The 22,567-nt window shown below is 68.8% G+C and carries 26 protein-coding genes; 18 read left to right on the top strand and 8 right to left on the bottom strand.

Going from position 1 to position 22,567, the window contains the following annotated elements; all coding sequences use genetic code 11:
* Nucleotides 1-28: 28 nt before the first annotated feature.
* Nucleotides 29-967: a carbohydrate-binding protein gene (locus tag ACFT4A_RS39520; protein WP_382840687.1), complete on the bottom strand. Its 939-nt coding sequence runs from the start codon at nucleotides 965-967 to the stop codon at nucleotides 29-31.
* 119 nt (nucleotides 968-1,086) lie between these two features.
* Nucleotides 1,087-2,748 carry a diguanylate cyclase CdgB gene (gene cdgB / locus ACFT4A_RS39515; RefSeq protein ID WP_382840683.1) on the bottom strand — a complete coding sequence of 554 codons (1,662 nt, stop codon included), beginning with the start codon at nucleotides 2,746-2,748 and terminating at the stop codon, nucleotides 1,087-1,089.
* Between the two features lie 262 nt (nucleotides 2,749-3,010).
* Here cdgB and ACFT4A_RS39510 point away from each other — a divergent pair, with 262 nt between their 5' ends.
* Entirely contained in the window at nucleotides 3,011-3,595 is a 585-nt protein-coding gene (locus tag ACFT4A_RS39510) for a flavin reductase family protein (protein ID WP_382840680.1), read from the top strand.
* A 48-nt stretch (nucleotides 3,596-3,643) separates the two neighbouring features.
* On the top strand, nucleotides 3,644-4,111 hold the full coding sequence (locus tag ACFT4A_RS39505; protein WP_382840678.1) for a GNAT family N-acetyltransferase: 468 nt from the start codon (nucleotides 3,644-3,646) through the stop codon (nucleotides 4,109-4,111).
* 15 nt (nucleotides 4,112-4,126) lie between these two features.
* On the opposite strand, the gene arfB is transcribed toward ACFT4A_RS39505, so the two are convergent.
* The gene (gene arfB / locus ACFT4A_RS39500) at nucleotides 4,127-4,564 is read right to left on the bottom strand and encodes an alternative ribosome rescue aminoacyl-tRNA hydrolase ArfB (protein WP_382840675.1); all 438 of its coding nucleotides are present in this window, start codon (nucleotides 4,562-4,564) and stop codon (nucleotides 4,127-4,129) included.
* A gap of 168 nt (nucleotides 4,565-4,732) precedes the next feature.
* Here arfB and ACFT4A_RS39495 point away from each other — a divergent pair, with 168 nt between their 5' ends.
* Nucleotides 4,733-5,308, top strand: coding sequence for a TerD family protein (locus ACFT4A_RS39495; protein ID WP_382840672.1), 576 nt, complete (start codon nucleotides 4,733-4,735; stop codon nucleotides 5,306-5,308).
* 166 nt (nucleotides 5,309-5,474) lie between these two features.
* Nucleotides 5,475-5,999, top strand: a complete 525-nt coding sequence (locus tag ACFT4A_RS39490; protein WP_382840670.1) for a GNAT family N-acetyltransferase — start codon at nucleotides 5,475-5,477, stop codon at nucleotides 5,997-5,999.
* An 11-nt stretch (nucleotides 6,000-6,010) separates the two neighbouring features.
* Here the strand turns inward: ACFT4A_RS39490 and ACFT4A_RS39485 are convergent, their stop codons facing one another.
* Complete coding sequence (locus ACFT4A_RS39485) at nucleotides 6,011-7,414, bottom strand: M1 family metallopeptidase (RefSeq protein WP_382840667.1); 1,404 nt, start codon at nucleotides 7,412-7,414, stop codon at nucleotides 6,011-6,013.
* A gap of 38 nt (nucleotides 7,415-7,452) precedes the next feature.
* Between ACFT4A_RS39485 and ACFT4A_RS39480 the strand changes: the two genes are divergently transcribed.
* Together ACFT4A_RS39480 and ACFT4A_RS39475 are read left to right on the top strand one after the other, a co-directional pair.
* Nucleotides 7,453-7,953 (top strand): hypothetical protein, encoded by a 501-nt coding sequence (locus ACFT4A_RS39480; protein WP_382840665.1) that lies wholly within the window; start codon nucleotides 7,453-7,455, stop codon nucleotides 7,951-7,953.
* Nucleotides 7,954-8,023: 70 nt separating this feature from the next.
* On the top strand, nucleotides 8,024-8,680 hold the full coding sequence (locus ACFT4A_RS39475; protein ID WP_382840662.1) for a hypothetical protein: 657 nt from the start codon (nucleotides 8,024-8,026) through the stop codon (nucleotides 8,678-8,680).
* Nucleotides 8,681-8,747: 67 nt separating this feature from the next.
* Here the strand turns inward: ACFT4A_RS39475 and ACFT4A_RS39470 are convergent, their stop codons facing one another.
* Entirely contained in the window at nucleotides 8,748-9,443 is a 696-nt protein-coding gene (locus tag ACFT4A_RS39470; RefSeq protein WP_382840659.1) for a pentapeptide repeat-containing protein, read from the bottom strand.
* 136 nt (nucleotides 9,444-9,579) lie between these two features.
* Between ACFT4A_RS39470 and ACFT4A_RS39465 the strand changes: the two genes are divergently transcribed.
* The 5 genes from ACFT4A_RS39465 to ACFT4A_RS39445 all read left to right on the top strand — a co-directional run bounded on the left by ACFT4A_RS39465 (nucleotide 9,580) and on the right by ACFT4A_RS39445 (nucleotide 15,885).
* Nucleotides 9,580-10,743: an NAD(P)-binding protein gene (locus ACFT4A_RS39465; RefSeq protein ID WP_382840656.1), complete on the top strand. Its 1,164-nt coding sequence runs from the start codon at nucleotides 9,580-9,582 to the stop codon at nucleotides 10,741-10,743.
* A gap of 44 nt (nucleotides 10,744-10,787) precedes the next feature.
* Nucleotides 10,788-11,780 (top strand): zinc-binding dehydrogenase, encoded by a 993-nt coding sequence (locus ACFT4A_RS39460; protein WP_382840654.1) that lies wholly within the window; start codon nucleotides 10,788-10,790, stop codon nucleotides 11,778-11,780.
* Between the two features lie 32 nt (nucleotides 11,781-11,812).
* Nucleotides 11,813-12,703 (top strand): aminoglycoside phosphotransferase family protein, encoded by an 891-nt coding sequence (locus tag ACFT4A_RS39455; protein WP_382840651.1) that lies wholly within the window; start codon nucleotides 11,813-11,815, stop codon nucleotides 12,701-12,703.
* 1,111 nt (nucleotides 12,704-13,814) lie between these two features.
* A complete protein-coding gene (locus tag ACFT4A_RS39450) occupies nucleotides 13,815-14,303 on the top strand; it encodes a hypothetical protein (protein ID WP_382840648.1) in 489 nt (162 codons plus the stop codon).
* Between the two features lie 400 nt (nucleotides 14,304-14,703).
* Nucleotides 14,704-15,885: a hypothetical protein gene (locus ACFT4A_RS39445; RefSeq protein ID WP_382840645.1), complete on the top strand. Its 1,182-nt coding sequence runs from the start codon at nucleotides 14,704-14,706 to the stop codon at nucleotides 15,883-15,885.
* A gap of 14 nt (nucleotides 15,886-15,899) precedes the next feature.
* On the opposite strand, the gene ACFT4A_RS39440 is transcribed toward ACFT4A_RS39445, so the two are convergent.
* A complete protein-coding gene (locus ACFT4A_RS39440) occupies nucleotides 15,900-16,343 on the bottom strand; it encodes a hypothetical protein (RefSeq protein ID WP_382840643.1) in 444 nt (147 codons plus the stop codon).
* 842 nt (nucleotides 16,344-17,185) lie between these two features.
* On the opposite strand from ACFT4A_RS39440, the gene ACFT4A_RS39435 reads away from it, so the two are divergent.
* The gene (locus tag ACFT4A_RS39435) at nucleotides 17,186-17,596 is read left to right on the top strand and encodes a GntR family transcriptional regulator (RefSeq protein WP_382840640.1); all 411 of its coding nucleotides are present in this window, start codon (nucleotides 17,186-17,188) and stop codon (nucleotides 17,594-17,596) included.
* A gap of 1 nt (nucleotide 17,597) precedes the next feature.
* A complete protein-coding gene (locus ACFT4A_RS39430) occupies nucleotides 17,598-18,164 on the top strand; it encodes an HD domain-containing protein (RefSeq protein WP_382840637.1) in 567 nt (188 codons plus the stop codon).
* Here the strand turns inward: ACFT4A_RS39430 and ACFT4A_RS39425 are convergent.
* Nucleotides 18,152-18,625: an NUDIX domain-containing protein gene (locus ACFT4A_RS39425; RefSeq protein ID WP_189550232.1), complete on the bottom strand. Its 474-nt coding sequence runs from the start codon at nucleotides 18,623-18,625 to the stop codon at nucleotides 18,152-18,154. The genes ACFT4A_RS39430 and ACFT4A_RS39425 overlap by 13 nt on opposite strands.
* A 2-nt stretch (nucleotides 18,626-18,627) precedes the next feature.
* Nucleotides 18,628-19,386, bottom strand: a complete 759-nt coding sequence (locus tag ACFT4A_RS39420; protein ID WP_382840634.1) for an XRE family transcriptional regulator — start codon at nucleotides 19,384-19,386, stop codon at nucleotides 18,628-18,630.
* A 711-nt stretch (nucleotides 19,387-20,097) separates the two neighbouring features.
* Between ACFT4A_RS39420 and ACFT4A_RS39415 the strand changes: the two genes are divergently transcribed.
* Genes ACFT4A_RS39415 through ACFT4A_RS39395 form a run of 5 tightly spaced genes read left to right on the top strand, consistent with a single transcriptional unit; the run spans nucleotide 20,098 to nucleotide 22,565 of the window.
* Complete coding sequence (locus ACFT4A_RS39415) at nucleotides 20,098-20,364, top strand: DUF6284 family protein (RefSeq protein WP_382840631.1); 267 nt, start codon at nucleotides 20,098-20,100, stop codon at nucleotides 20,362-20,364.
* Nucleotides 20,361-20,690 (top strand): hypothetical protein, encoded by a 330-nt coding sequence (locus ACFT4A_RS39410; protein WP_382840629.1) that lies wholly within the window; start codon nucleotides 20,361-20,363, stop codon nucleotides 20,688-20,690. The genes ACFT4A_RS39415 and ACFT4A_RS39410 overlap by 4 nt, the downstream gene beginning before the upstream one ends.
* The gene (locus tag ACFT4A_RS39405; protein WP_382840626.1) at nucleotides 20,687-21,220 is read left to right on the top strand and encodes a hypothetical protein; all 534 of its coding nucleotides are present in this window, start codon (nucleotides 20,687-20,689) and stop codon (nucleotides 21,218-21,220) included. Before ACFT4A_RS39410 ends, ACFT4A_RS39405 begins: the two co-directional genes overlap by 4 nt.
* Nucleotides 21,217-22,224: a DUF2637 domain-containing protein gene (locus ACFT4A_RS39400; RefSeq protein ID WP_382840624.1), complete on the top strand. Its 1,008-nt coding sequence runs from the start codon at nucleotides 21,217-21,219 to the stop codon at nucleotides 22,222-22,224. The genes ACFT4A_RS39405 and ACFT4A_RS39400 overlap by 4 nt, the downstream gene beginning before the upstream one ends.
* Complete coding sequence (locus tag ACFT4A_RS39395) at nucleotides 22,224-22,565, top strand: RRQRL motif-containing zinc-binding protein (protein WP_382840622.1); 342 nt, start codon at nucleotides 22,224-22,226, stop codon at nucleotides 22,563-22,565. The genes ACFT4A_RS39400 and ACFT4A_RS39395 overlap by 1 nt, the downstream gene beginning before the upstream one ends.
* Nucleotides 22,566-22,567 lie beyond the last annotated feature (2 nt).

Genomic DNA, 22,567 nt, shown 5'->3' with positions numbered 1-22,567 from the left:
GGTGTGGGGGACGGCCGCCGTCGGCGTATCAGCTCGTCCGGGCACCCTTCTTGAGGTACATCTGGTCGAGGACCGCGTCGCACTTGTTGCCCTCGTTGCAGGCGAGCTCGATGGTGTTCGTGCCCTTGTTCAGGTTCACAGTGGCGTAGGTGTTCTTCCAGCCCTGTTCCCAGTCGCCCTTGGGTGTGTTCCCGAAGTTCTTCATGTTCATGGGCCTGCTGTCGGCCTTGCCGTTGACCACCAGGGTCGCGTCGGCGTCCGTGCCCGGGACGCCGTAGTTCAGGAAGAGCGTGTAGGTGCCGGCCTTCTCGATGCCGTCCACCGTCCAGGTGACCTTGGCACCGACCTGGTTGAAGCCCGTCACATAGACCCCGCCGTCGGCCTTCGCGCCCTTGAACTCCGACGCGGTCGACATGCCGGGGCTGAGGCGCAGGGTCTTCGCGTCGGCCTTCGGCAGCTCGACCTGGCCCGCCGCGCTCTTGCTGGCAGACGGGGTCGGCTCGGCGCTCTGGGACTGGCTCTGGCCGGAGCCGGCCTGGTCCTCGGACTTCTTGTCGTCCTTGTCACCGCCCATCATGGCCACCCCGATGCCGATGACGACCGCAGCGACCACCGCGATCGCGCCGATCAGCAGGCCCTTGGTGTTGGGGCCGCGGCCGCCGCGGCCGCCTCCGCCGGGGACCTGGTGCTGGGGGGCGGTGGTGGCTCCGCCGCCGCCGGGCAGGGTCTCGGGGGCCGCGTAGTGCGCGTTCGGCCGGCCGTAGCCGCCCTGCTGCTGGGGGACCTGCGCGTTCTGGGACTGCTGGCCGTAGGAGCGGGTACCGACCGCACGCACCCGGTTGACCGAGTTCGGGTAGCCGTAGCCCCCGGACGGCGGCTGGGCTCCGTTGGCCTGCCCGTCGGCGTAGAGATAGCCGAACGGGTCGTCGTCCTCGGGCGTGCTCGCGCCGTTGTTGCCGGGCGTCATCCCTTGGTCTCCTCAGTCAGGTGCGGTGCAATGCGGTACGGGTCGTGAGAGAGCGAGCCTACCCGCTCCCAGTGACCCAAACAGGTGACTCAGACCGCATCGACTCGCTGACCTCGGGTTCACCCAGCGCGTCTGTGTTGTTTGGGACGAGATCGTTTCTCGACGTACATCCGCTCGTCAGCGGATTTCAACACTTCGTCCGCCGTCATTCCACAGTGTGCCCATCCGATGCCGAAACTGGCCCCGACCCGGACGGCACGCCCCTCGGCGCGGATGGGCTGGATGATCTCGTTGCGGAGGCGGACCGCGAGGTCCTGCGCGTCGGCCCGGCCGAGCCCGTCCGCGAGGATGACGAATTCGTCACCCCCGAGCCGGGCGACCGTGTCGCCGTCGCGGACGCCGCCGCTCAGCCGCCGGGCGACCTCGATGAGAACCGCGTCACCCGCGTTGTGCCCGAACCGGTCGTTGATCGACTTGAAGCCGTCGAGGTCGCAGAAGAGGACGGCGAGGCCCTTCGTGCCGTCGTCCTGGTCGCCGTCCGGGGCGACGGTGTGCACATGGTGGTCGTAGGCGCCGAACGGCTCGGCGGACTGCCGGAAGTCGAAGCCGGGGCCGACGACGTCGAAGGCGGGGTGGCCGTAGGCCGCGTCATGGGACTCGGCGACGGCGGAGTGCGGGGGCGCGGCGCGCTGGCAGAGCCTCGACGACAGGCGGGAGCGCAGCTCGGCGGAGTTCGGCAGGCCGGTGAGCGAGTCGTGCGAGGCGCGGTGGGCGAGCTGCAGCTCGCGGCGCTTGCGCTCCTCGATGTCCTCGACGTGGGTGAGGAGGAAGCGGGGGCCGTCGGCGGCGTCGGCGACGACGGAGTTGCGGAGGCTGACCCAGACGTAGGTGCCGTCGCGGCGGCCGAGGCGGAGTTCCGCGCGGCCGCCCTCCGCCGAGGTCCGGAGCAGGGTGCCTATGTCCTCGGGGTGGACCAGGTCGGAGAAGGAGTAGCGGCGCATCGCGGAGGCGGGGCGGCCCAGCAGCCGGCACAGGGCGTCGTTGGTGCGCAGGATCCGGCCGTGCTGGTCGCCGCCCATCTCGGCGATGGCCATGCCGGACGGGGCGTACTCGAAGGCCTGCCGGAAGCTTTCCTCGCTCGCGCGCAGCGCCTGCTGCTCGCGCTCCAGCCGGACGAGGGCGCGCTGCATGTTGGCGCGCAGCCGGGCGTTGCTGATCGCGATGGCGGCCTGGAAGGCGTACATCTGGAGCGCCTCGCGGCCCCAGGCGCCGGGGCGGCGGCCGTTGCGCGGGCGGTCCACGGAGAGCACGCCGATCAGCTCGCCGCAGGCCGCGCTGCCCTGCGGTCCGGGCGCGTACATGGGCGCGAAGAGCCGGTCGGCCGGATGCCACTCGTCCTCGAAGCGGGGCGCGGGACCGTCGGTGTACCACTGCGGGACGTCGTCGTCGTCGAGGACCCAGCCCTCGGTGTGCGGTATGAACACCAGGTCGCCCCAGCGCTCGCCCATGCCGAGGCGGCGTTCCCAGGAGTCGCGCGAGCCGACGCGGCCGGTGATGAGGGCCTCAGCGGCGGGGTTCCCGGCGAAGGCGGCGACGACGAGGTCGCCGTCGGGGCGTACGAGGTTGACGCACGCCATCTCGTAGCCGAGAGCGGCGACGACGCCCTCCGCGACGGTCTGCAGGGTGTCGGCCAGGCTGCGGGCCGTGTTCATGTCGGCCATGACCTGGTGCAGTTGTCGCAGGGACGCAAGGCGGACGTAGGGCTCCGACTCGGTCTCCATGCTCGCCCTCCCCCCGAGACCTCGCAGCGAATCAAGGGTTCTCATCGGCGTTCGTCCTGGCAGCTTCCCCGCCACTGAATCACAGCGCGCTGCTCACTCGGTACACAGGGTCAACAATTACTGCCCCTTGTGACTCAAGTCACAGGCAAAGCTGAACAATTGCCTGGAGTTTCTGCATAGTCCGATCCGCCGGAAGTCCTAGGACCGTGATCAGGCGGGAGCCCGATGCGCGGCGCGCGGGGCGGAGATTAGCGTTTCGGATGTGCCGAACACTCCCGCCGCCACGTCCCCGATCATTCCGTCACCCGCCTCCGGGCATGCTGAGGGGGTGAGCAACGACGAGTTCCGCGCCGCCATGTCCCGGCTGGCCTCGGGCGTGGTCCTGGTGACCGCGCAGGAGCCGCCGCTCGACCCGGACGACCCCTCGGCGCCGGGCAGCGAGGACGTGGGCATGACGGCCACGGCCTTCATGTCGGTGTCCCTGGACCCGCCCATGGTGCTGGTGAGCCTGCGCGAGGGCTCCCGCATGGACGAACTGCTCGACGAACAGCCCCAGTGGGCGGTCTCGGTCCTGTCCGAGAGCCAGCGGCACATCGCGGGCCGGTTCGCCATGAAGGGCCGGGTCAGCGACCGGCTGCTGTTCGCCGACATCCCGTACACGCGCGGCGAATACAGCGGGGCACCCCTGGTGGGCGGCGCCCTGGCCGTCCTGGAGTGCCGCACCGAGCAGCGCGTACCGGCCGGGGACCACACGCTGGTCATCGGCCGCGTGCTGACGGCCCGGGTGCCGAGCGCGGAGGGCGGGCCGCTGACGTACTTCCGGGGGCGGTACCGGCAGTTGGGCTGAGCGGAAATCCGGTGGCCCGGGGTTGATCGCCGACCCTAGGGTGCGCGCATGACGACGACGGGCCTCCACCTCGAAGAGATCACCGCCGGGAACCTGGACGCCGCGCTCGGCATCCGCGTCCGCCCCGACCAGGAGCACGCGGTCGCCCCGGTCGTGAAGTCACTCGCCGAGGCGTACGCGCACGGCGCCATCGCGTGGCCCCGCCTCATCGTCGACGGCGACCGCCCGGTCGGCTTCCTCATGGCCTGCCTCGGCATCGACTGGTACGGGGACGGCAGCGACTTCCGCTCGGGCCTGTGGCGGCTGAACATAGCGGCCGGGGAGCAGGGCAAGGGGTACGGCCGTTTCGCTGTCGAGTCCGTCGCCGCCGAGCTGCGCCGGCACGGCACCGAGAAGTTCTACGTCACCTGGCACCCGGGACCGAACGGCCCCGAGGGCTTCTACCTGGGTCTCGGCTTCCGCCCGGCCGGGGAGAACAGCGGGGGCCAAACGGTGGGGCTGCTGGAGCTGACGTAGGGCCCTCGACAGGCGCTAGCTCCAGCCCTGGCCCGTTCGGCCGCGCTTGGTCTCCGAGCGCTGCTTCTTCTCGCGCAGCCGGCGCTCGTTGATACCCCGGGGGATCCGGGTCTTCCTGCGGGGCTTGGGCGGGGGTGCGGTGGCCTCGGCCAGGAGGGCGGCGAGGCGTACGGCGGCGGTCTCGCGGTTGCGCCACTGGGACCGGTGCTCGGAGGACCGTACGGTGACGACCCCGTCGACCAGGCGCCCGGCCAGCCGCTCCAGCGCCCGCTGCTTCCACACCTCGGGCAGCGCCTCGGTCCTCGCCAGGTCGAAACTCAGCTCGACCTTGGAGTCACTGGTGTTGACGTGCTGTCCGCCGGGCCCCGAGGAGCGCGAGAAACGCCACATGAGCTCGGCCTCGGGCAGGGAGACGGAGCCGCGGATGACGTGGGGACCAGACATGCCGTCCATGTTCCCGCTTCTGTCCCGTCCACGTCATCCCAATAATCGCGAGTAAAGAAAGTAAAGGAGCTGGAACCTCGCGTACCCCTCTCTACGTTCAGGGGGGTAGCTGTAGCTTCTTTGCCGCAGCTTCTTTGCCGTACTGCCGTACGTAAACGAGGGAAGGGACTCCCAACAATGGCTGTAAGCCTGTCCAAGGGTGGCAACGTCTCGCTCACCAAGGAGGCTCCGGGCCTGACCGCCGTCACCGTGGGCCTCGGCTGGGACGTCCGCACCACCACCGGCACGGACTTCGACCTCGACGCCTCCGCGATCGCGGTCAACACGCAGGGCAAGGTCTACTCGGACGCCCACTTCGTGTTCTTCAACAACAAGCAGACCCCGGACAACACGATCGTCCACACCGGTGACAACCGCACGGGCGAGGGCGCCGGCGACGACGAGGCGATCAACGTCAACCTCGCCGCCCTCCCGGCCGACATCGAGAAGATCGTCTTCCCGGTGTCCATCTACGACGCCGAGAACCGCTCGCAGAACTTCGGCCAGGTCCGCAACGCCTACATCCGCATCGTCAACCAGGCCGGCGGCGCCGAGATCGCCCGCTACGACCTGTCGGAGGACGCGGCCACGGAGACGGCCATGGTCTTCGGCGAGCTCTACCGCAACGGCGCGGAGTGGAAGTTCCGCGCCGTCGGCCAGGGCTACGCCTCGGGCCTGGTCGGCATCGCCCAGGACTTCGGCGTGAACGTCTGACGGACGTCGAGCCTGTTCTGCCCACGGAGCCCCCGAGCCTTGAAAGAGGCCGGGGGCTCCGTCCCTTTTCTCGGGTGGCGGAGCCCCACTGCTGAGGTGACGGAGCCCCTCTTCTCATATGGCGGATGCCCCACGACGACCGAGCCGCCCGCGCTACGTTCCGGGGATGATCCTCGAACCCCTGCTCCCACCGTCCCCCGGCGAATCACTCCCCGCTCCCCTGCTCACCGAACTCACCGCCCTCTACGCCGCCAACCACGAGTTCCACACCCTCAGCGGCGACTTCCCCGACCCGGACGACATCCGCCCGGAACAGGTCGCGGCCGCCCTGGCCGAGGAATGGGCCCATCCGGACGTCGCCGTGCTGCTCGCCCGCGGCTTCGGTCGCCTGCTCGGTATCGCCATCACCCTCGCCCACCACCCCGACCCCGCCGACCCGGACCCCTGGATCGGCCTGCTGATGGTGGACGCGAGCCTGCACGGCCAAGGCCACGGCCGCCGTCTCGCCTCTCTCGTGGAGGACCGCTTCCGCGCGGCGGACCGCACGGCCGTACGTCTCGCCGTCCTGGCCGGCAACCCGAAGGCCCTCGCCTTCTGGACGACTCTCGGCTACGAGGTCATCGACCACCGCGAGGACATGCGGCTGAAACGCCCGTGCGCGGTCCTGCGCAAGGATCTGACCACGCCGTAGCACCAGGCCGTTCAGGGCCGCTCCGGCTTCCCCTCCCCGTACAGCCAGTCCTCCCAGATCCCCTCGAAGTCCTCCCCGGGCGCCTGTTCCTCGACGTACGCCGTGAACTCGGCCGTGTCCGCGTTCCCGTACCGATGCTCGGCCGCCCACCCCCGCAGGATGGCGAAGAACCTGTCGTCACCCACCGCCTGGCGGACCTTCTGGAGGACCATCGCGCCCCGCTGGTAGACGGGGTCGCCGGAGATGTTCGCGGCATCCGCGGGCTTCGCGGGCGGGAACGCCCAGAGGTCCTTGTACGTCTTCTCCCCGTTCTCGTACAGCGCGTCGAAGGACTCCTGCGCGCTCTCCCCGCCGTGGTCCTCCCGCCACAGCCACTCCGCGTACGTCGCGAAGCCCTCGTTGAGCCACATGTCGCGCCAGCTCTCCGGCGTGACGGAGTCGCCGTACCACTGGTGGGCGAGTTCGTGGACGAGGAGGGTGATGCCGGGGGCGCCGGGGAAGACGGGGCGGGTCTGGGTCTCCAGGGCGTAGCCGACCTCGGGCGCGCGGTCGACGATCGCGCCGGTGGAGGAGAAGGGGTACGGGCCGAAGCGCTTCTCCGCCCAGCGCAGGATCTCGGGGATGCGGGCGAGCACCGCGCGGCTCGCCTCCTTCTCGTCCGGGTCGACGGCCGTGTACACGGGCAGACGGTCCCGGGCGGTGGAGCGGGCGGTTGAGCGGGTGATGTCGAAGCGGCCGATCGCGAGCGTGGTGAGGTAGCTCGCCATGGGCTCGGCGGAGTGCCAGGCGAATGTCGTACGGCCGTCCTTCGCGGTCGTGATGCCGCGCAACTGCCCGTTGGAGACCGCCCGGAGCCCCCGCGGCACGGTCACCGTGAGGTCGTAGGCCGCCTTGTCGGAGGGGTGGTGGTTGCCGGGGAACCACGCCATCGACCCCGTCGGCTCGCCCAGCGCGAGCACCCCGTCCGCGGTGCGCAGCCAGCCCTCCTGGGAACCGTCCGGGTCGGTGACGGTCTCGGGCGCCCCGGAGTAGCGGACGGTCACGCGGAACGTCTCGTCCTTGCCGAGGTCCTTGCGCGGCCGGACGGTGAGCTCCTTGCCTGCCCGGTTCCAGCGGGCCGTCTCGCCGCCGACGGTGACCTTGCCGACGTCCAGGCCGCTCAGGTCGAGGTCGAAGGCGGAGAGGTCCTTGGTCGCGCGGGCGGTGAGGGTGGCCGTGCCGGTGAGGTGGTGGGCGTCCGGGTCGTAGGCGAGGCGCAGGCCGTAGTGGGTGACGTCGTAGCCGCCGTTGCCCGCCTTCGGGAAGTACGGGTCGCGTACGCCGGAACCGCCCGGGGTGCCGTGGACCCCGCCGCAGGCCGTGAGGGCGAGCGCGGAGACGAGCAGGGCGGGGACAAGACGTACGGACCGGGCCACGCTCTCGATCCTATGAGGGCCGTGACAGCATCACACCCGTGCTCGACATCGGCTACGCCCTCTCCAACCGCTTCCCCGACCCTCCGCAGACCGACTACCGCCGCGCGGACGTCCGCGCCCTGCGGCACGACCTGTTCTGCGGTGACGTCTATCTGGCGGACACCAAGACGGACCACGAGGTGTCCACAGCCTGGGGATGGGTGCCGGTGCTCGACTTCGCGTGGGCGCTGTGCGACATCGTGGAGCGGATCGACCGGGACCCGGCGGGCTCGCGGGCGTCCCGGCCGCAGCACGCGGAGCTGGACTTCACCGAGTCGACCGACCGGATGCTGTTCGAGCGCCGCTTCGGCTGGGTGGACATCGAGGCCGACTGGATGCGCGCGGAGGAGCCCCCGCTCACCGTCTCCCACACCGAACTGCGCCGCGAGTCCCGGGACTTCCTGCACGACCTGATCGCCGACCTCACCGATCTGCACGACGACCTCGCCGAGAACCCGGCGATCTGGACGCTCCAGGCGCGCTTTCCCCGGGTCTCCTGACGAGGGTCCGCCACCGGGCTGACACGATCATCCGCGACGACCGGCAGCGGACACGGGGGAGAGCGGGCGCATGACCCAGCGGCGAGTGACCTACGGCCTGAACTACAAGGTGGACCCACCGGCCGTGGTCAGCGGAGAGGGAACGCCGCAGGGCACGTCCGCCCGGCTCTGCCGTGACCCCGACAGCCCCGCCCCCGACCGGCTCCGCTCACTGCGGGCCTTCCAGCTGCGCGCCGAGGACGGGGCGCCGGTCGCCCGCGTCGTCACGGAGCAGGCCCTGGGCACACGGCTGAGCGGGCGCCCGGCGGTGTACCACGTCCTGGATCCGTACGGCGTCCCGCTCGGGCGGATCACCCTGCGGCGCCGCCGCGCCCTCCGGTGGGGCCGTCGGCGCTGGACCGTGGAACCGGTCGCGGGGCCGGTCCTCCAGGGGTACCAGGGGCGGCTGTGGAGCTGGCTGCTGTGGTGGCCCTTCGGGCTGCCGGTCCAACTGCTGTGCCTGATCTGGATCCTGATGGCGGAGGGCGACGACGGTCCCCGCCCACCCCGGCGCATCACCTGGCGCGACGGCTCCCACCGCGCCCACCTCGTCTTCCGCGCGGTGGCCGAGGACTACCGGCTGCTGCGGCATGAACTCGACCCCCGCCTGGTCAACGCCCTCATAGGCCTGCACCAGTCCTACGACTGGCCGGAGCGGGCCGGGTCAGGGGGCTGGTACGAGAGGTGAGCGCGCGGAGGCCAGCGCGCGAAGGTCAGCGCGCGAAGGTCAGCGCGCGGCCATGAGCATGTGGCGATCAGCCCTCCACCCTGATCCCCCACTCCATCGCCAGCACCGGTGCCAGATCGAGCAGTTGCGCCGTACTGATCACCGCCCCCGACAGCCGGTCCAGACCCCCGCTGATCTCCAGCGGCGCGGCCCCGCGCAGGTCGACGTCCGTGAGGGTCGCCGCGTGCAGGTCGACGCCCTTCAGGGCGCAGTCCACGAACTCCACCCGCTCCAGACGGGCGCCCCCGAAGTCCGGCTCGACGAGGACGCAGCCCTCGAAAACGACGTCTCTGAGCCGGGCCGTGCGCAGATTCAGATAGTCGATCTTGCCGCCGCGGATCAGCACCCGCTCCAGCACCGCCCCGTGCAGCTGCGGTCCGCCGAGCCGGGCATCGGTCAGCTCCACGTCCCGCAGGGTCGCCTCAGCGAGGTCGGTGCCGACGCCCCGGACTCCGGTGAGGACCGAGTCCAGGACCCGGGCATGCCGCAGCCGGGTCTCGTCCAGCGCGCACCCCGTCAGCGCGCAGTCCATGAAACGGGCCCCCGCCCCGTCCTGCCCGGTGAGATCCGCGTCCCGGAACTCCAGCCCGTCGTAGTCCCCGTCCGGCTCCAGCTCACCGCCCCCGTACGGCTCCAGCGCGGGCAGCCGTACCTCCGGTCGCCGCGCGCCCTTCACACCCGTACCGCCGGTCGCACCCGGACCGCCCGCCGCTCTCCTCGCCATGTCCCCATGCTGCACCCCACCACTGACAACACCCCCTGACCTGCGCGAACACCGGCCATGTCACATTCCGGCCCCCGCGAACGGTCGTAATCCCGAAGGCGATTGTCGACCTCAGGCCTCAAGGGAGATCCCAGCCATGCACCACCGCATCACCGTCATCGGCGGCGGTTTCGCCGGACTGACCGCCGCGATCACCGCCGCCGAGGCGGGCGTCAAGGTCACCCTCCACGAAGCCCACCACACCCTCGGCGGCCGGGCCCGCACCGCCGAGGGCCCGTACCGCACGAACGAGGGCCCGCACGCCCTCTACAACGGCGGCCCGCACTGGGCCTGGCTGAAGCAGCGCGACCTCATCGGCCCGCTCGCCCCGATCCCGCCCCTGGAGGGCGCCCGGCTACGGCTGCGGCACCACGGCGTGCTGCGCCGCACCCCGCCCTTCCCCATGCTGAAGCTACTGCGCCGGACCGCCCGGCAGGCACCCGTGGACGTCGACTTCCTGACCTGGGCGACCGGCGTCGCGGGCGAGGAGGGCGCCCGGGCCGCCGCGCACTACTCCGCCGTCGCCCTCTTCCACCACGACCCCGGCTCCCTGTCGGCCGCGTTCGTGCAGGAGCGTCTGCGCCGGGCCACCAAGCTGCCGCCCGAGGCCCATTACCCGCGCGGCGGCTGGGGCAGCATCATCGACCGGATGGCGGCCCGGGCCTGGAACCTGGGCGTCCGGATGGAGACCCTGTCCCGTGTCGACACGCTCCCCACCGACACACCGGTCGTCGTAGCCACCTCCCTCGACGCCGCCCGGCGGCTGCTCGGCGACGACTCCCTGACCTGGCCGAGCGGCCGTACCGCCCTGATCGACCTGGCCGTGCGCACCCGGCGCGGGGACGCCTTCGCGGTCTCCGACCTGGACGCGCCCGGCTGGCTCGAACGGTTCACCGCGCAGGACCGCAGCCTCACCCCGGCCGGGGAGCAACTCATTCAGGGACAGATCCCCCTCGCCCCGCACGAGTCCAAGGCCGACGGCACCGCCCGCGCCGAGCAGCTGCTCGACCTGGGGTTCCCGGGCTGGCGCGAGCGCGTCACCTGGCGGCGCGATTCCGTCGCGGCCGGCCGTACGGGCGCGGTCGACCTGCCCGGCACCAGCTGGCGTGACCGGCCCGCCGTGGACCGGGGCGACGGTGTCTACCTCGCCGGTGACCAGGTCGCGGTCCCCGGCGTGCTGTCGGAGGTCTCCTTCAACAGCGCCCTGACGGCGGTGTCCCTGGCCCTCGGGCGGCGGGAGCTTGACCTCAAGCAAGCTTGAGGTTGAAGGCTTGCCGCAGACCACCGCGACACGAGGAGCCTCGTATGCACGCCATCCGCCTGCACGCCTTCGGCCCGGCCGAGAACCTCACCCACGAGCGGGTCGAGGACCCCCGGCCGGGCCCCGGACAGGTCCGTATCGCCGTACGGGCGGCAGGGGTACACCTCCTGGACGCCGCCCTGCGCGAGGGCATGCGAGGCGGACCGGCGGCCGAGCCGACGCCGCTCCCCACCATCCCCGGCCGCGAGGTCGCCGGGGTCGTCGAGTCCCTCGGCGAGGGCGTCGCGGACCTGTGGCTCGGCAAGCGGGTCGTCGCCCACCTCGGCTTCGTCCCCGGCGGGTACGCCGAACTGGCCGTCACCGCGGCCGAACGCCTGCACGAGATCCCGGAGAACCTCGACTACGCCGAGGCCGTCGCCATGATCGGCACGGGCCGTACGGCGATGGGGATCCTCCAGTTCGCCGACCTCGGCCCCGGCTCGGTGGCCGTCGTCCCGGCCGCCGCCGGAGGCATCGGCACGCTGATCGTCCAGTACGCCAGGAACGCCGGCGCGACCGTCATCGGCCTCGCGGGCGGGCCGGAGAAGGTCGCCCGCGTCCAGGCGAACGGCGCCGATCTCGCCGTCGACTACCGGGACCCGGCCTGGCCCGCCAAGGTCCGCGCCCACCTCGGCGGCCGGACCGCGACCGTCGTCTTCGACGGCGTCGGCGGCGACGTGGCCCGCGAGGCCGTCTCCCTCCTCGGCCCCGACGGCAAGCACATCGTCTTCGGCTGGTCCGGCCAGGGCATCCTCGACGGCGAGCCCTACCTCGTCGACGGCCTCTCCGAACAGGTCCTCGGCCCCGCGATGCTGGGCAAGGCCGGCGGCCCCGACCCCCTGCGCACCCTCGAACTACGCGCCCTCACCGAGGCCGCCACGGGCCGCCTCACCCCGGCCGTACAACGCTTCCCACTCCGCGAGGCGGCGTCCGCGCACCGGGCACTGGAGAGCCGGGGGACGACGGGGAAGGTGGTCCTGGAACCCACCCCCGGCTAATTCACCTGCCCCACCCGGCACACCCCACTACCGTGCCGAGAGTGATCGACATCCCCCGCGAACTGGCAGCATCACAAGAGAAGTTCAACGGCGAAGCGGGCCGCGCCTTCATCGCCGGACTGCCGGAGCAGACGGCCCGCTTCCTCGACCACTGGGAACTGAAACCCGACGGACCCCCCATGCACGGCGTCTCCGCCCTGGTCCTCCCGGTCCTCCGCCCCGACGGCACCCCCGCGGTCCTCAAGCTCCAGATCCTCGACGAGGAGAGCGAGGGCGAACCGGTGGCGCTGCGTGTCTGGAACGGCGACGGAGCCGTCCGCCTGCTCGACCACGACGAGCCGACCGGCACCATGCTGCTGGAGCGCCTCGACGAGACCCGCATGCTCTCCCACGTGCCGGACACCCACCAGGCCGTCGTCACGATCGCGGAGCTGCTCGCCCACCTCACCTCCTTTCCCGCCCCGCCCGGCGTGCGCCGCCTCGGCGACATCGCCCGGGCCATGCTCGACCGGACCCCGTGGGCCCTCGGCCGCATCCCCGACCCCGAGGCCCGCCGCCTGGTCGCCGACTGCGCGGCCGCCCTACGCGAGGTCGTCGACGAACCGGGCGACCGCCTCCTGCACTGGGACCTCCACGACGAGAACGTCCTCGCCTCCGACCGCGCCCCCTGGCTGGCGATCGACCCCAAGCCCCTCGCGGGCGACCCCGGCTTCGAACTCTGGCCGGCCCTCGACAACCGCTACGACCCCGACGACATCCTCTGGCGCTTCGACGCCATGACCGACATCCTCACCCTGGACCGCCCCCGGGCACGGGCCTGGACCCTCGCCCGCCTCCTCCAGAACACCCTGTGGGACATCGAGGACGACCGCCCCCTCGACAACGACCAGCTCGAGATCGCCCGCCGCCTGCGCGGCGCATGAAAAAGCCCAGGCCCGGAGAGGTCCGGCCTGGGCGGTGAAGAGCCCCCTGTCGGATTCGAACCGACGACCTACGCATTACAAGTTGTCCGATCTTGGTCCGGGGGTGTCCACTCACGGCCATGGCGCGGGAAAATCGCTGATCAGAAAAGCCTTCGAACGTCAGTGGACGACAGCGGACCCACCTGGATCCCGCGGCAAACGAGACCACAACTGAGACCGCCCTCAGGGTTCCTCATGGCCCGCTGAAACCACTTGCGCGCATCTTCCTCACCCTTGGCCCCTTGCTAGGGCCGCTCTGGCCTGTAGATGCGGCGCGACCCTCAGTTCGGCTGCCGGGCGCACCCGCCCCACAGAGCGTCCCTCGAACGGCTCCACTCGACGGGCGCGAAAGATTCTGGCCAACAAGAATGGTTCCTGTGTTCAGGCCTGGCCGAGGAGGCGTCGGTGAATCTACTTCAAGATCTTTCTCACGAAATACTGAAGCAGGTATTCGATGAGGCCGGCGATGGCGACGTCACCCTGGGCCACCTAATTAACTGTGAGTTGGTGCACGGACTTCCGGATGAATTTTTGAGCAGCCCGATTGGGGTTAACTCCGTCCTGCTCTGCGAGAGCGAGCGGAATTGGCATTCTACGTTGGATGTGATTCCAGAAGTGTCCGATGAGGAAAGTTCATCCATCGCCACATGGACGGCAGGCGTCCCTTATTGCGAAGGTCTAATTCTTTTGATGCCCGACGATCCGTGGGAGGGTGATTCGCTGCAACTTTTCAGTCGCTTCGGTGAGCTATGGGGCCGCCTAATTCTCCTCGGTGAAAGGCGCCAGGCGGGGCTGAAGGTAAGGCATGCCACTGTGTCTATAGATGTCCACTGCCCATCGGTCCCATGTGCTCACAAGGTCAACGGTCGCACATGTCAGGATTGGTGCACTGCATGTAGATGCGTTAAAAAGCCGCGCAGGCATGGATTTGTCAATACGGCTTGCTGGTGTCCCGGGCATCATGACCAGTAACGCAACGACGATGAACTTTCTGCAGGGGTATCTATGTTTTGGGCCGTCTCCTACGCCGACCGCGCCTAGCATTGTCGTTAACCAGGAGTCCAATACCTGGTTGACTGTTGTCCAGATCTGCACCGTTGGCTTGATTGGGATCGTCGGAATTTTGATTTCTGCAGTCCAGGTGCAGAACAGTCGCTTCGCTCCGAAAATACTTGCCGTTGTCGAGCCTCATCCCACGGACCGGAACAAGCTAAAGCGAATCGCCATTAGGATCGCGAACAAAGGCGGCGCGTCTGGCATGATCCGGTTCATTGAAGTCATCGATGGACCCAATGACGTTGTTCGCGAGGTCGTCTACGTAGGGTGGCTACATGGCGAACCCTTCCCCTTCTATCTGATCGGGAGGGCGTCCGCTGAGATTATTATGGAACCGGGAGAGGGTGTGACTCTATTGCGGTACGACAAAATCAAGATTGGATACGGGCTGAATAAGGAGAAGTACGTGAAGGTGAAGTCTGAAGTGTCAGAGATCTCGGAATCTTGCGTGCTCCCGCCAGATTCGTCTCCGGTTTCTCCCCCCAGTGAAGCCGGAAACAATTAGTCGAAACTATCTAGCCGTCAGGAATCCTGACCGTGAGCCCGCACTCCCATGATGAGTGTCTGCTCCAAGTCGCCGTCTCGCGCTGCCGCGACTCCGACAGTGACGCGCGCTTCCGTGTTACGCATCGGCGAGCGCTCGGTGCCGTCGAAGCCCGTTCCCCATCCGCAGCACTTCGTCCGCGGGGGTACGCGCAAGCTGTCTTCGCCGACCAGGCGGTAGCAGTCCGCCGCGTAGAAGTCGAACCCGGTTGGATCCACCACGAAGTGGAGGTCCAAGGCCGCCGTCCACAGTCCCCGGCCTACTCGCACAGCGGCGGGGTACGTCGGTTTAGCCAGCGGCCAAGCAGCGCAGCGGAAAATGTTTGGGAGTGGTCGTGATGGGCGATCTACCATCGTTGACCATGGTCGTATACGAAGACTGGAATCGGGTGGACGCGTCGCCGAAACGTGCAGCGGAGTCGGCTGCCGAGTTCTTCGGCCGGATCGCAGGTCCGTTCTGGGACCAGGTTCGAGACGTGATCAACGAGTGGTGGGTGCGCCTCCCGGACCAGGCTCGGCCCGCCCTGCGCAGTCGACTGCTGGACCGGAACTCGGACGCAAATGTCTACTCAGCGCTGTGGGAGTTGTATCTGCACGAGATGCTGCTTGGTTCCGGTTGCGCTGTAGAGATCGAGTATCAAATAGGCACGGGCGGCAAGAACCCTGACTTTCTGGTGACCCGCGACGGCGAGCGCTTCGTCGTCGAGGCAATCTGGACGACTCAGCGCCTGGGCACCACCACGTCTATCTCGCTCCCGCCCCAGCTGATCGATGCCATCGATCGTGTGCCGAGCCCAAACTTCTTCTTGTCTTACAAGCTTGACAGTGTCGGGTCGGCAACACCCTCACAGAGGCGGTTGAAAACTGAACTGACGCGATGGCTGGCAAGCTTGGACCCCGACCAAGTCATCGCCGAGCATGAGCGCAAGATGCCGCTGCCCAAGCACACCTGGCTGGAGGCTGGCTGGGCTATCACGTTTGAGGCGATCCCCCGCAGCCCCGGCAAACGAGGCGATCCAACGAGCAGGGCGATCGGCGTCCACCCCGCAATATGGGTCGGCGACGAGCCGAATCGTGTGTTCGACGCCGTGAAGAGGAAGGGGCGGAAGTACGGCGACCTAGGGCTGCCATTCATCGTGGCAGTTGGCCACGCGGCCCTCTTCCCAGAGGACGAGGACACCGAGACCGCGCTGTACGGGACGTCGGTTGAATACGTAAACGCTGCCACGCCGACCCTTGGCCGGCTGCCCGACGGATACTGGACTTCCACCTACGACCACGCCCACAGCCGAGTCAGCGGCGTGCTCATCGTCGACAACCCAGCGCCCTGGACTTGGACGAAGAACACCCCCGTCCTGTGGCAAAGCCCCGACCATAGGTCGCTTCCGGCCCCCGTCCTACCCACCTGGGCAACCGCATGGTTGGGCGAGTTCCAAGTCGTGCGTCAGCCAGCAGCTCAGCCCGTCCACGCGGCGCTCAGTCTGCCCAAGGAGTGGCCGGTCGGCGACGCCTTCCCTCGACGGCACCAGAACTACTCAAGTTGAAGGTAGCGGCGCCACTATTGCTGACCGGCTTGACCGGGCACGCCAGCCGCCTGCCCGGGGGTAACTGGCACGGCCGGAGGCGTGACCATCGCTTGAACCAGGGCGGCCAGCACCTCTGCACGCTGCTCATCACTGAGAGAAGAGTCAGCGATCAAGCGCTCGGCAGCGAGATAGCGCGAGAACTCCAACGGCTGGTCAAAGTACGCACGTAGATGAGCCGCGGCTGTCTCCTGAGACTTCACGAACGTGCGAGCTACGAACCCCGACAGCGCTGCCGAGACAGCACCCAGCCCACCGGCGACTACGCTTCCCGCGGTCGTGCTCGCCTGCAGGGCCACTGCAACAAAAACGATCAGGAGTAGGAAGCCGGTAATCATGGCCACCTGTGCATTCCTGAAGGACCTGCGGGCCTGCCCGGTGGCGATGTCGTGATAAAGGTCCAGCCTCGTGTGAGTCACGGCCCACAACTCTGGCAAGGTCAGTCGCGGTGAGGATCGTTGATTCCTGTCTCCTTCCTCCTCGGGCTCGCCGGGGGACGGCCGCTTGTCGTTTTCACCGCTCGTGTCAGCAATCTGTGATTCATGACCCCGCTCATCACCAGGTTCGTGATGCGTAGGTGACTGGCTCCCGTCCTCATCGTCTTCAGGCTCAGCTGGGTGGGGCACCAGTACCACTCTGGGGGAGACGCTTCCGCTGACAGCGACGCCTCCCGCACTTGCAGTCGCTTGCCCAGTCCGCAGTGCGGCTTCAAGGTTCCGTTCTGCAACCCGTACGCGCTCGCGGCTTGCCTCAAGGCCTCGGGCCTCAAGCAGTTGCTGCCGGAGAATAGTGGACACAACGACAGCCAGGCCGAGGAACAGCCCGACGCCGATTACCACCCAAGTCGTGGTTGATAGATCGGGTATGAAACTGACCAGGCCGCCGTACCCGGCCGTCCCGAGAGCTACAAGCGCCACCCAAATCTGCGCCGTCTCCGCAGGGTGCCTGCTATGCCCTCTGCGCTGTGTTCTTACCGTACGATTTCTCGCCACAGTGATCATCTTTACCGCCACCTAGCAGCTTTGCCACCGCTTTCCCGTAAGAGGTGCCTTACGTAGTGAGGCGGACGGAGCTACAACATGGGCTCTCCAGTCCCACCGAAGGATGATCAAGCGGTGGTCTTGACCACCGCCGTGCGAGACCTCTCCGCAGCATCCGGCAGACGTGGGAGGCTTGGGTGTCTCGACGGCCGGACGGAGAGGGAGAGCGAGTGTCGCAACAGGCCAACCCTCGGGGGACCTTTCTGAAGATTGCCGACGCGGTGAAGAAGCAGATCGAGAACGACCCGGGCATGACGGAGCTCCCGTCGCTCGCCGAAGTCGTGCGCGACCACAACGTCTCGCGGGGCGTTGCTCTCCGGGCGTTCGGCGTTCTGCGTCAGGAAGGTGTGGCCGAACCAGTGCCGGGGGGCCGGTGGCGTGTCGTCCGACCGGGGGCGCGGGTCGACCGGCGCCCGCTCGAAGAGCGCATCGTGGACATCATCACGGCAGACGGGCTCGGCGTAGGGGAAGCGTTCCCGAGTGCCTCCGCACTGGCCGAACGGTTCGGGGTCTCCCGCCCCACGGTGACCAAGGCGCTGGAGAAGTTGGAGACCGCCGGCGTACTGGCGGGAGGCGGACAGGGCAAGGTGCGGACGGTCCGCGCCGCGCCGACGCGAGAGGAGCGTTCGTAGCTTGCCGAAGTTGACGGAGTGGGCCTATCCCCTGGCTGAGTCACTGCTCGCCGAGCCACTGCCGCGGCGGTGGAAGCACTGCCTCGGAGTCGCCGAGAGGGCACGCACGATCGCGCTCGTACTCGATCAGGACGCCGATCTACTGGAGGCCGCCGCGGTCCTGCACGACATCGGCTACGCGCCGGACCTGGCCAAGACCGGCTTCCACCCGTTGGACGGGGCCCGCTACCTCCGCGACGTGGCCGGCGCCGACAGCCGCGTCATCAACCTGGTCGCCCACCACTCCTGCGCCTGGATGGAGGCAGAAGCGCGCGGCATGCGCGAGGAGCTGAAGGGCGAGTTCCCCCTCGAAAGCGCGCACCTGAACGACGCGCTCTGCTACTGCGACATGAACACCACGCCGGACGGCACGTCCACGAACCCGATCGACCGGATCAACGAGATCGCCGGCCGGTACGGGCCGGACAGCCTGATCGGGCAGTTCATCCGTCGGGCCGAACCGGAGATCCTCGCCTGCACCTCCCGCGTCCTCGAACGGGTCGCCGCGGCCAAGCGTCAGCCGATGTAGGGAGTCGTGCGCGCCCGATCCATGGCGTGCTCGATCCGGAGCCGCATCGTGGGGTGCACGTCCAACGTCGTCAGGTCCGCTGGGTCAACCCAGCGGACCTGAGTCGTCTCGTTGCTCGTACGGAGCTCACCGCCGACCGGCCGCGCGCGAAAGCAGATGCTGAACTGCTGACGCACCTCTCCGTCGTCGTACTGCATCACATGCCCGGGGTCCGTGTAGATCCCGGACATGTTGACGACTTCCGCCTTGATCCCGGTCTCTTCCCAGACTTCGCGCACGACGGTGTCGCTGATCGACTCCCCCACGTCGTGACCACCACCGGGCAGTGCCCAGCGCCCGTTGTCGGACCGCTGAATCATCAGCACCTGCCCCGCGTCGTTCTGCACGAACGCGACGACGGACGGCACAACCGAGTTGGCCGGCGGGGCGTCCGGGTCGTGCAGGTAGTCGATGCGTCCCATGCTCAAGCTCCCGTGATGTCGCGTTCGGTTACTGTCCTGGCGCCTTCCCAGGTCTGCTGAACGCTATTGGCGAAGGTGTCGAACAGACCACCTCCGGGGAGTCGCCGAAGGTGGAACACGGGCGCCATGTAGGCACCGATGCCGTACACGTGCGTGTTGGCCAACATCTCGTCATCAGCGCGGTAGATCGAGTTGTAGAGCACCGTGTCGTGCAAGCGGAAGGCAATCTCGGGGTGGCTGGTGAACAGTGGGCGGTAGTTCACCAACGCGTTGCGGATCTTGCCGTCCATGATGCGGTGCCCTTCGTCGATGCCGCGTCGGACGACCGCTTCGCACTCCGGATCGCCCATCAGCACTCGGATACGGACACCGCTCTCGGCCTTCTCCTTCAGCGTCGAGAAGAAGAGCGGGTCCTCCGCCAGGTAGATGCCGGCGTACACAAGGATGTCGATGCGCTCCGTGGCCCGCTCGCACATCTGGCGCCAGAGGGCTGACGGCACGACGTGCCGGTGGGGGTAGACAGCCGCGATCTCGGCTTTGGTCAGATCCGCTGCGCTTTCGACAGCGCGGCTGTCATCCCACAGCGTCGTCACGTCGACGTTCAGCGCCGCCGCCGTTGCGTACTGGTGACGCCGGTACGGGACTTTGCCCTGCGTGATCCAGCGTTCGATCGTCTTCGGGATGACGCCGATCTCTTCGGCGAGGCTCTGCACGGTCATGCCGCGGGCGAGGAGGGCGGACCGTAAACGCTCGTTCGACATCTGCACCCCCGTAGGGACTTCTAGGGACTTCTTGACCGTAGCTAGAAGACCGACAGCTGTCTACGTGCGGGGTAACCAACTCCCCTGACCAGCAGCGATTCTGAATGTGCGCCAAGAAGTTCCGGTGCGAAACCAGGAGGTTCCGTCGGCGTACTTGACGGACCCTCATGCAGTACCTGTAAAACAGGTACTGCAACGACCGAATGCACCACCTCGGTCGGAACGCGGCTTCATGCCGCATGCGCAGAAGGCGGGGACGCTGCAATCCCGCTGAAGGCCAGGCAGAACAGGGTTTCGGCCCGTACTGGCGAGGTGGCCCGGCGACCGCGAGCAACGGCCGGAGGGTGGGGACGTGGTCCCCCTTGCAGTGCTTCACCCCTGCTGACCTCGACAGAGAGGCATTCCAATGCATCGACGAAGACTTTGGGCGCCGCCGTGATGGATCGGCCGGCGGGCGCCAGTACGTCATCCAGGTCCGCGAGCGGAACGCACGCTCACGGCCGACCCGATCCGCTCTCTTCCTGCCATCGCAGCGGCTAGCGCTGCGGCCGGTTGCCTCCCTCGCCCGTCCGGGCCCGCGTTCTGCGCGGGGGCCGTACGGGCGGGGTGTGGGGAGCCGAGACGTTCCCGGCTTCAACGGCGAGCGGCCCCCGGGGTGCCACCCGGGAGCCGCGGTTCGGGCCGTTCCACCCTTCGAGAGGAACACGACCCATGAAGATTCTCCCCCTTCACCTGCTGTCCGACATCGACGTCACCAAGCAGGACCGCGAGCCGACGGACGCGGAGCTGAACGCCATCGAGACCGAGATGCCCCTCATCCGCGCCGAGGTCGAGGAACTGGACGTTCAGATCCGGCTGCTGGACCGGCCGGTGACCGAGCTGGACGAGCGACGGCTGCGCCGGGCTCGCCGCAAGGTGCTGGCCGCGCGCCGTGAGCTCACGAACCGAGCCTGCTCGGTGACGGAGGTGGGGGCGTGAGCGAGAACGTGACGCTGGACGGCCTGGCCGTGCCGCTGCGGGCACTGCGTCTGCTGGCCGTGGACTTCAGCCACCTTCCCGCGCCGGACGTACGCATGTCCCCCGTCTTCCCGGCCCAGCTGGAGCTGAGCTTCCACAGCGGCCTGCCGGATTTCGAGGTCTGGCGGGAGGCGCTGGGCATCTCCCCGGACGCCGTGGTCTACCGAGAGCAGAGCGACGGCCGGACGCGCGTGCTGAAGGCGTCCTCCGACTTCGCCGGCGCCGAGCTGGAGTTGACCGGCTACAGCGACGTGTGTGCCCCGGAGCCTGTCGGAGGTACGGCATGATCCGCATCGTGACCACCGGCCATCTGCGCCGTGTGGAGCAGGAGGCCGAGCAGGCGCGCACTCGTGCTCAGGACGTGCAGGCACAGGCGGATACCGCTTGGGGCCGCCACGTACGGGAGCTCTTCGCCGTCACCGATCGTGCGGAGAGGGCGGAGGCGACCACCGCCGAGGTGGGCGAGCTCCTGTCCGGTGCGATGGCGGAGCTGTCCGCCGCTCAGCAGGAGCTGCTGCTGAAGGACATCGAGATCCGCCGGCTGCGCCAGGAGCTGGAGGGTGAGTCGCTGGAGGGGCGGACGCTGACGGTTCTGCTGCACTACGGCGAGCCGCACACCGTCTATGCCTCCCGCGAGGATGCCTACGCCGACACCGCCACCCACGGAGTCGCCCCGGACGCGGTGTGGGTGCCCTCCGGTGAACGCCCCGCCGCCGAGTGTGAGTGGCGGTGTGAGGCGTTCATCTACGACGCCGCATCCAACGGGTTCCGCCGCGCGTACGTGCCCGTTCCGAAGCGGGTCGGGGAGGCAGCGTGAACAGTGTTCAGACCCGTTCAGCAGAGCGCGCCCTGTCGGGCGGCACGTGGCTGATCGTGTGCGGCGCGATGCTGTACTCCATCCTTACGGTCACGCCGCTGATGGCCGAGCACACGGCCGAGGAGTGGGACTGGACGGCGCCGATCCTGCCGCTCGTGGTGGATGCCGCAGTGGTCATCGTGGTCAAGCTCGATGACGTGCTGGCCCGCCTGGGCGGGGACGGCGGACGCTGGCCCATCACGCTGCGGTGGATGACCGGCCTGATGACTCTGGCGCTCAACACTGCTGACTCCGCGCTGAAGAAGGACCTGGTGGGCGTGGCCGTCCACTCGGTTGCCCCGTTGCTCCTCATCGTCACGGCAGAGACCAGCCTGGCCTACCGGCGGGCCATCGCCTCCGCCGTGGCGGCTCTGGAAGCTCAGCAGCGAGCCGAGCGGGAGCGGCGGGAGCAGGCGGAGCGCGAGCGCGCCCAGCAGGCCCGTACGGAGGCCCGGGAGGAGCGCGAGCACGCAGCCATGCTGGCGCGTGAACAGCGTGAACACGAGGCCCGCTTGGCCCGTGAGACGGCCGATCGGGAGGAACGGCAGCGGCGCGAGGAGCGAGAGGCCCGGGAGCGAGCCGAGGCTGCCGAGCGGGAGGCTCGTGAACGCCGTGAACGCGAGCGTGAACAGCGTGAACAAGACCGGCTGCGCCGCGAACAGCAGGCCCGGCAGCAAGCGGAAGCCACGCAGCGCGAGCGCGCCGAGGAGGCCGAGCGTGAACGCCGTCAACGCGAGGAGCGTGCGGCGCGTGAACGCGCCGCACTGCTGGAGCGCGGCCCGGCGGAGGTCAAGCTGCCCGAGGCTGAGGCGCGCCGGATCGTATCGGCTGCGTTCGAGTCGGGCCTGTCGGTGCGCCAGGCGGCGGAGCTGTGCGGCTGGTCGGTCGGCTGGGTGTCTGCCCGCTATGCCGAGCACCGCGACCCCAGCGCGCACGGCGCTGAGCTGGCCATCGCGAGCAACTGATGGCCGGCATCCCCACCTACCGGTGGCAGTTTGCCCCTGACGGTTTGGCCACGCGCCGCCAACTCCGGGCCCTCGGGCTGCGACCCGGCGGACAGGACGTGGCTGCGCAAGTGGAACGTCCGCGCCGCCGCCGAGCCCCGCTGGTCGCCTACCTCTACCGCATCGACGCCGCCAAGCCTGTACGGCCGATGTCTCCGGCCAAGTGGGCGGCCCTCGGCAAAGCCAACGTCGCCCGCCGCATCTGCCCTCAGTGCCGCGCGGACGCGGGCTACGTGATCCCGGTCTCCCTCGGGATGTGTGTGCCGTGCGCCTACCCCGACGACGAAAAGCGCGTCGCCTAAAA

The sequence above is a fragment of the Streptomyces sp. NPDC057099 genome (assembly GCF_042671245.1).
In the GTDB taxonomy this organism is placed as follows: domain Bacteria; phylum Actinomycetota; class Actinomycetes; order Streptomycetales; family Streptomycetaceae; genus Streptomyces; species Streptomyces purpurascens.
The sequence above is the reverse complement of the archived record's forward strand: the minus strand, read 5'-3'. Positions and strand labels throughout refer to the sequence as shown.

What these genes read in the sequence shown, in the direction of transcription:
- ACFT4A_RS39520 (WP_382840687.1), bottom strand. Translation starts at nt 967, where the DNA reads ATGACGCCCGGCAACAACGGCGCGAGCACGCCCGAGGACGACGACCCG.
- cdgB (WP_382840683.1), bottom strand. Translation starts at nt 2,748, where the DNA reads ATGGAGACCGAGTCGGAGCCCTACGTCCGCCTTGCGTCCCTGCGACAA.
- ACFT4A_RS39505 (WP_382840678.1), top strand. Translation starts at nt 3,644, where the DNA reads ATGACGACGACGGGCCTCCACCTCGAAGAGATCACCGCCGGGAACCTG.
- arfB (WP_382840675.1), bottom strand. Translation starts at nt 4,564, where the DNA reads ATGGACGGCATGTCTGGTCCCCACGTCATCCGCGGCTCCGTCTCCCTG.
- ACFT4A_RS39495 (WP_382840672.1), top strand. Translation starts at nt 4,733, where the DNA reads ATGGCTGTAAGCCTGTCCAAGGGTGGCAACGTCTCGCTCACCAAGGAG.
- ACFT4A_RS39490 (WP_382840670.1), top strand. Translation starts at nt 5,475, where the DNA reads ATGATCCTCGAACCCCTGCTCCCACCGTCCCCCGGCGAATCACTCCCC.
- ACFT4A_RS39475 (WP_382840662.1), top strand. Translation starts at nt 8,024, where the DNA reads ATGACCCAGCGGCGAGTGACCTACGGCCTGAACTACAAGGTGGACCCA.
- ACFT4A_RS39470 (WP_382840659.1), bottom strand. Translation starts at nt 9,443, where the DNA reads ATGGCGAGGAGAGCGGCGGGCGGTCCGGGTGCGACCGGCGGTACGGGT.
- ACFT4A_RS39465 (WP_382840656.1), top strand. Translation starts at nt 9,580, where the DNA reads ATGCACCACCGCATCACCGTCATCGGCGGCGGTTTCGCCGGACTGACC.
- ACFT4A_RS39460 (WP_382840654.1), top strand. Translation starts at nt 10,788, where the DNA reads ATGCACGCCATCCGCCTGCACGCCTTCGGCCCGGCCGAGAACCTCACC.
- ACFT4A_RS39445 (WP_382840645.1), top strand. Translation starts at nt 14,704, where the DNA reads ATGGTCGTATACGAAGACTGGAATCGGGTGGACGCGTCGCCGAAACGT.
- ACFT4A_RS39425 (WP_189550232.1), bottom strand. Translation starts at nt 18,625, where the DNA reads ATGGGACGCATCGACTACCTGCACGACCCGGACGCCCCGCCGGCCAAC.
- ACFT4A_RS39420 (WP_382840634.1), bottom strand. Translation starts at nt 19,386, where the DNA reads ATGTCGAACGAGCGTTTACGGTCCGCCCTCCTCGCCCGCGGCATGACC.
- ACFT4A_RS39415 (WP_382840631.1), top strand. Translation starts at nt 20,098, where the DNA reads ATGAAGATTCTCCCCCTTCACCTGCTGTCCGACATCGACGTCACCAAG.
- ACFT4A_RS39405 (WP_382840626.1), top strand. Translation starts at nt 20,687, where the DNA reads ATGATCCGCATCGTGACCACCGGCCATCTGCGCCGTGTGGAGCAGGAG.
- ACFT4A_RS39395 (WP_382840622.1), top strand. Translation starts at nt 22,224, where the DNA reads ATGGCCGGCATCCCCACCTACCGGTGGCAGTTTGCCCCTGACGGTTTG.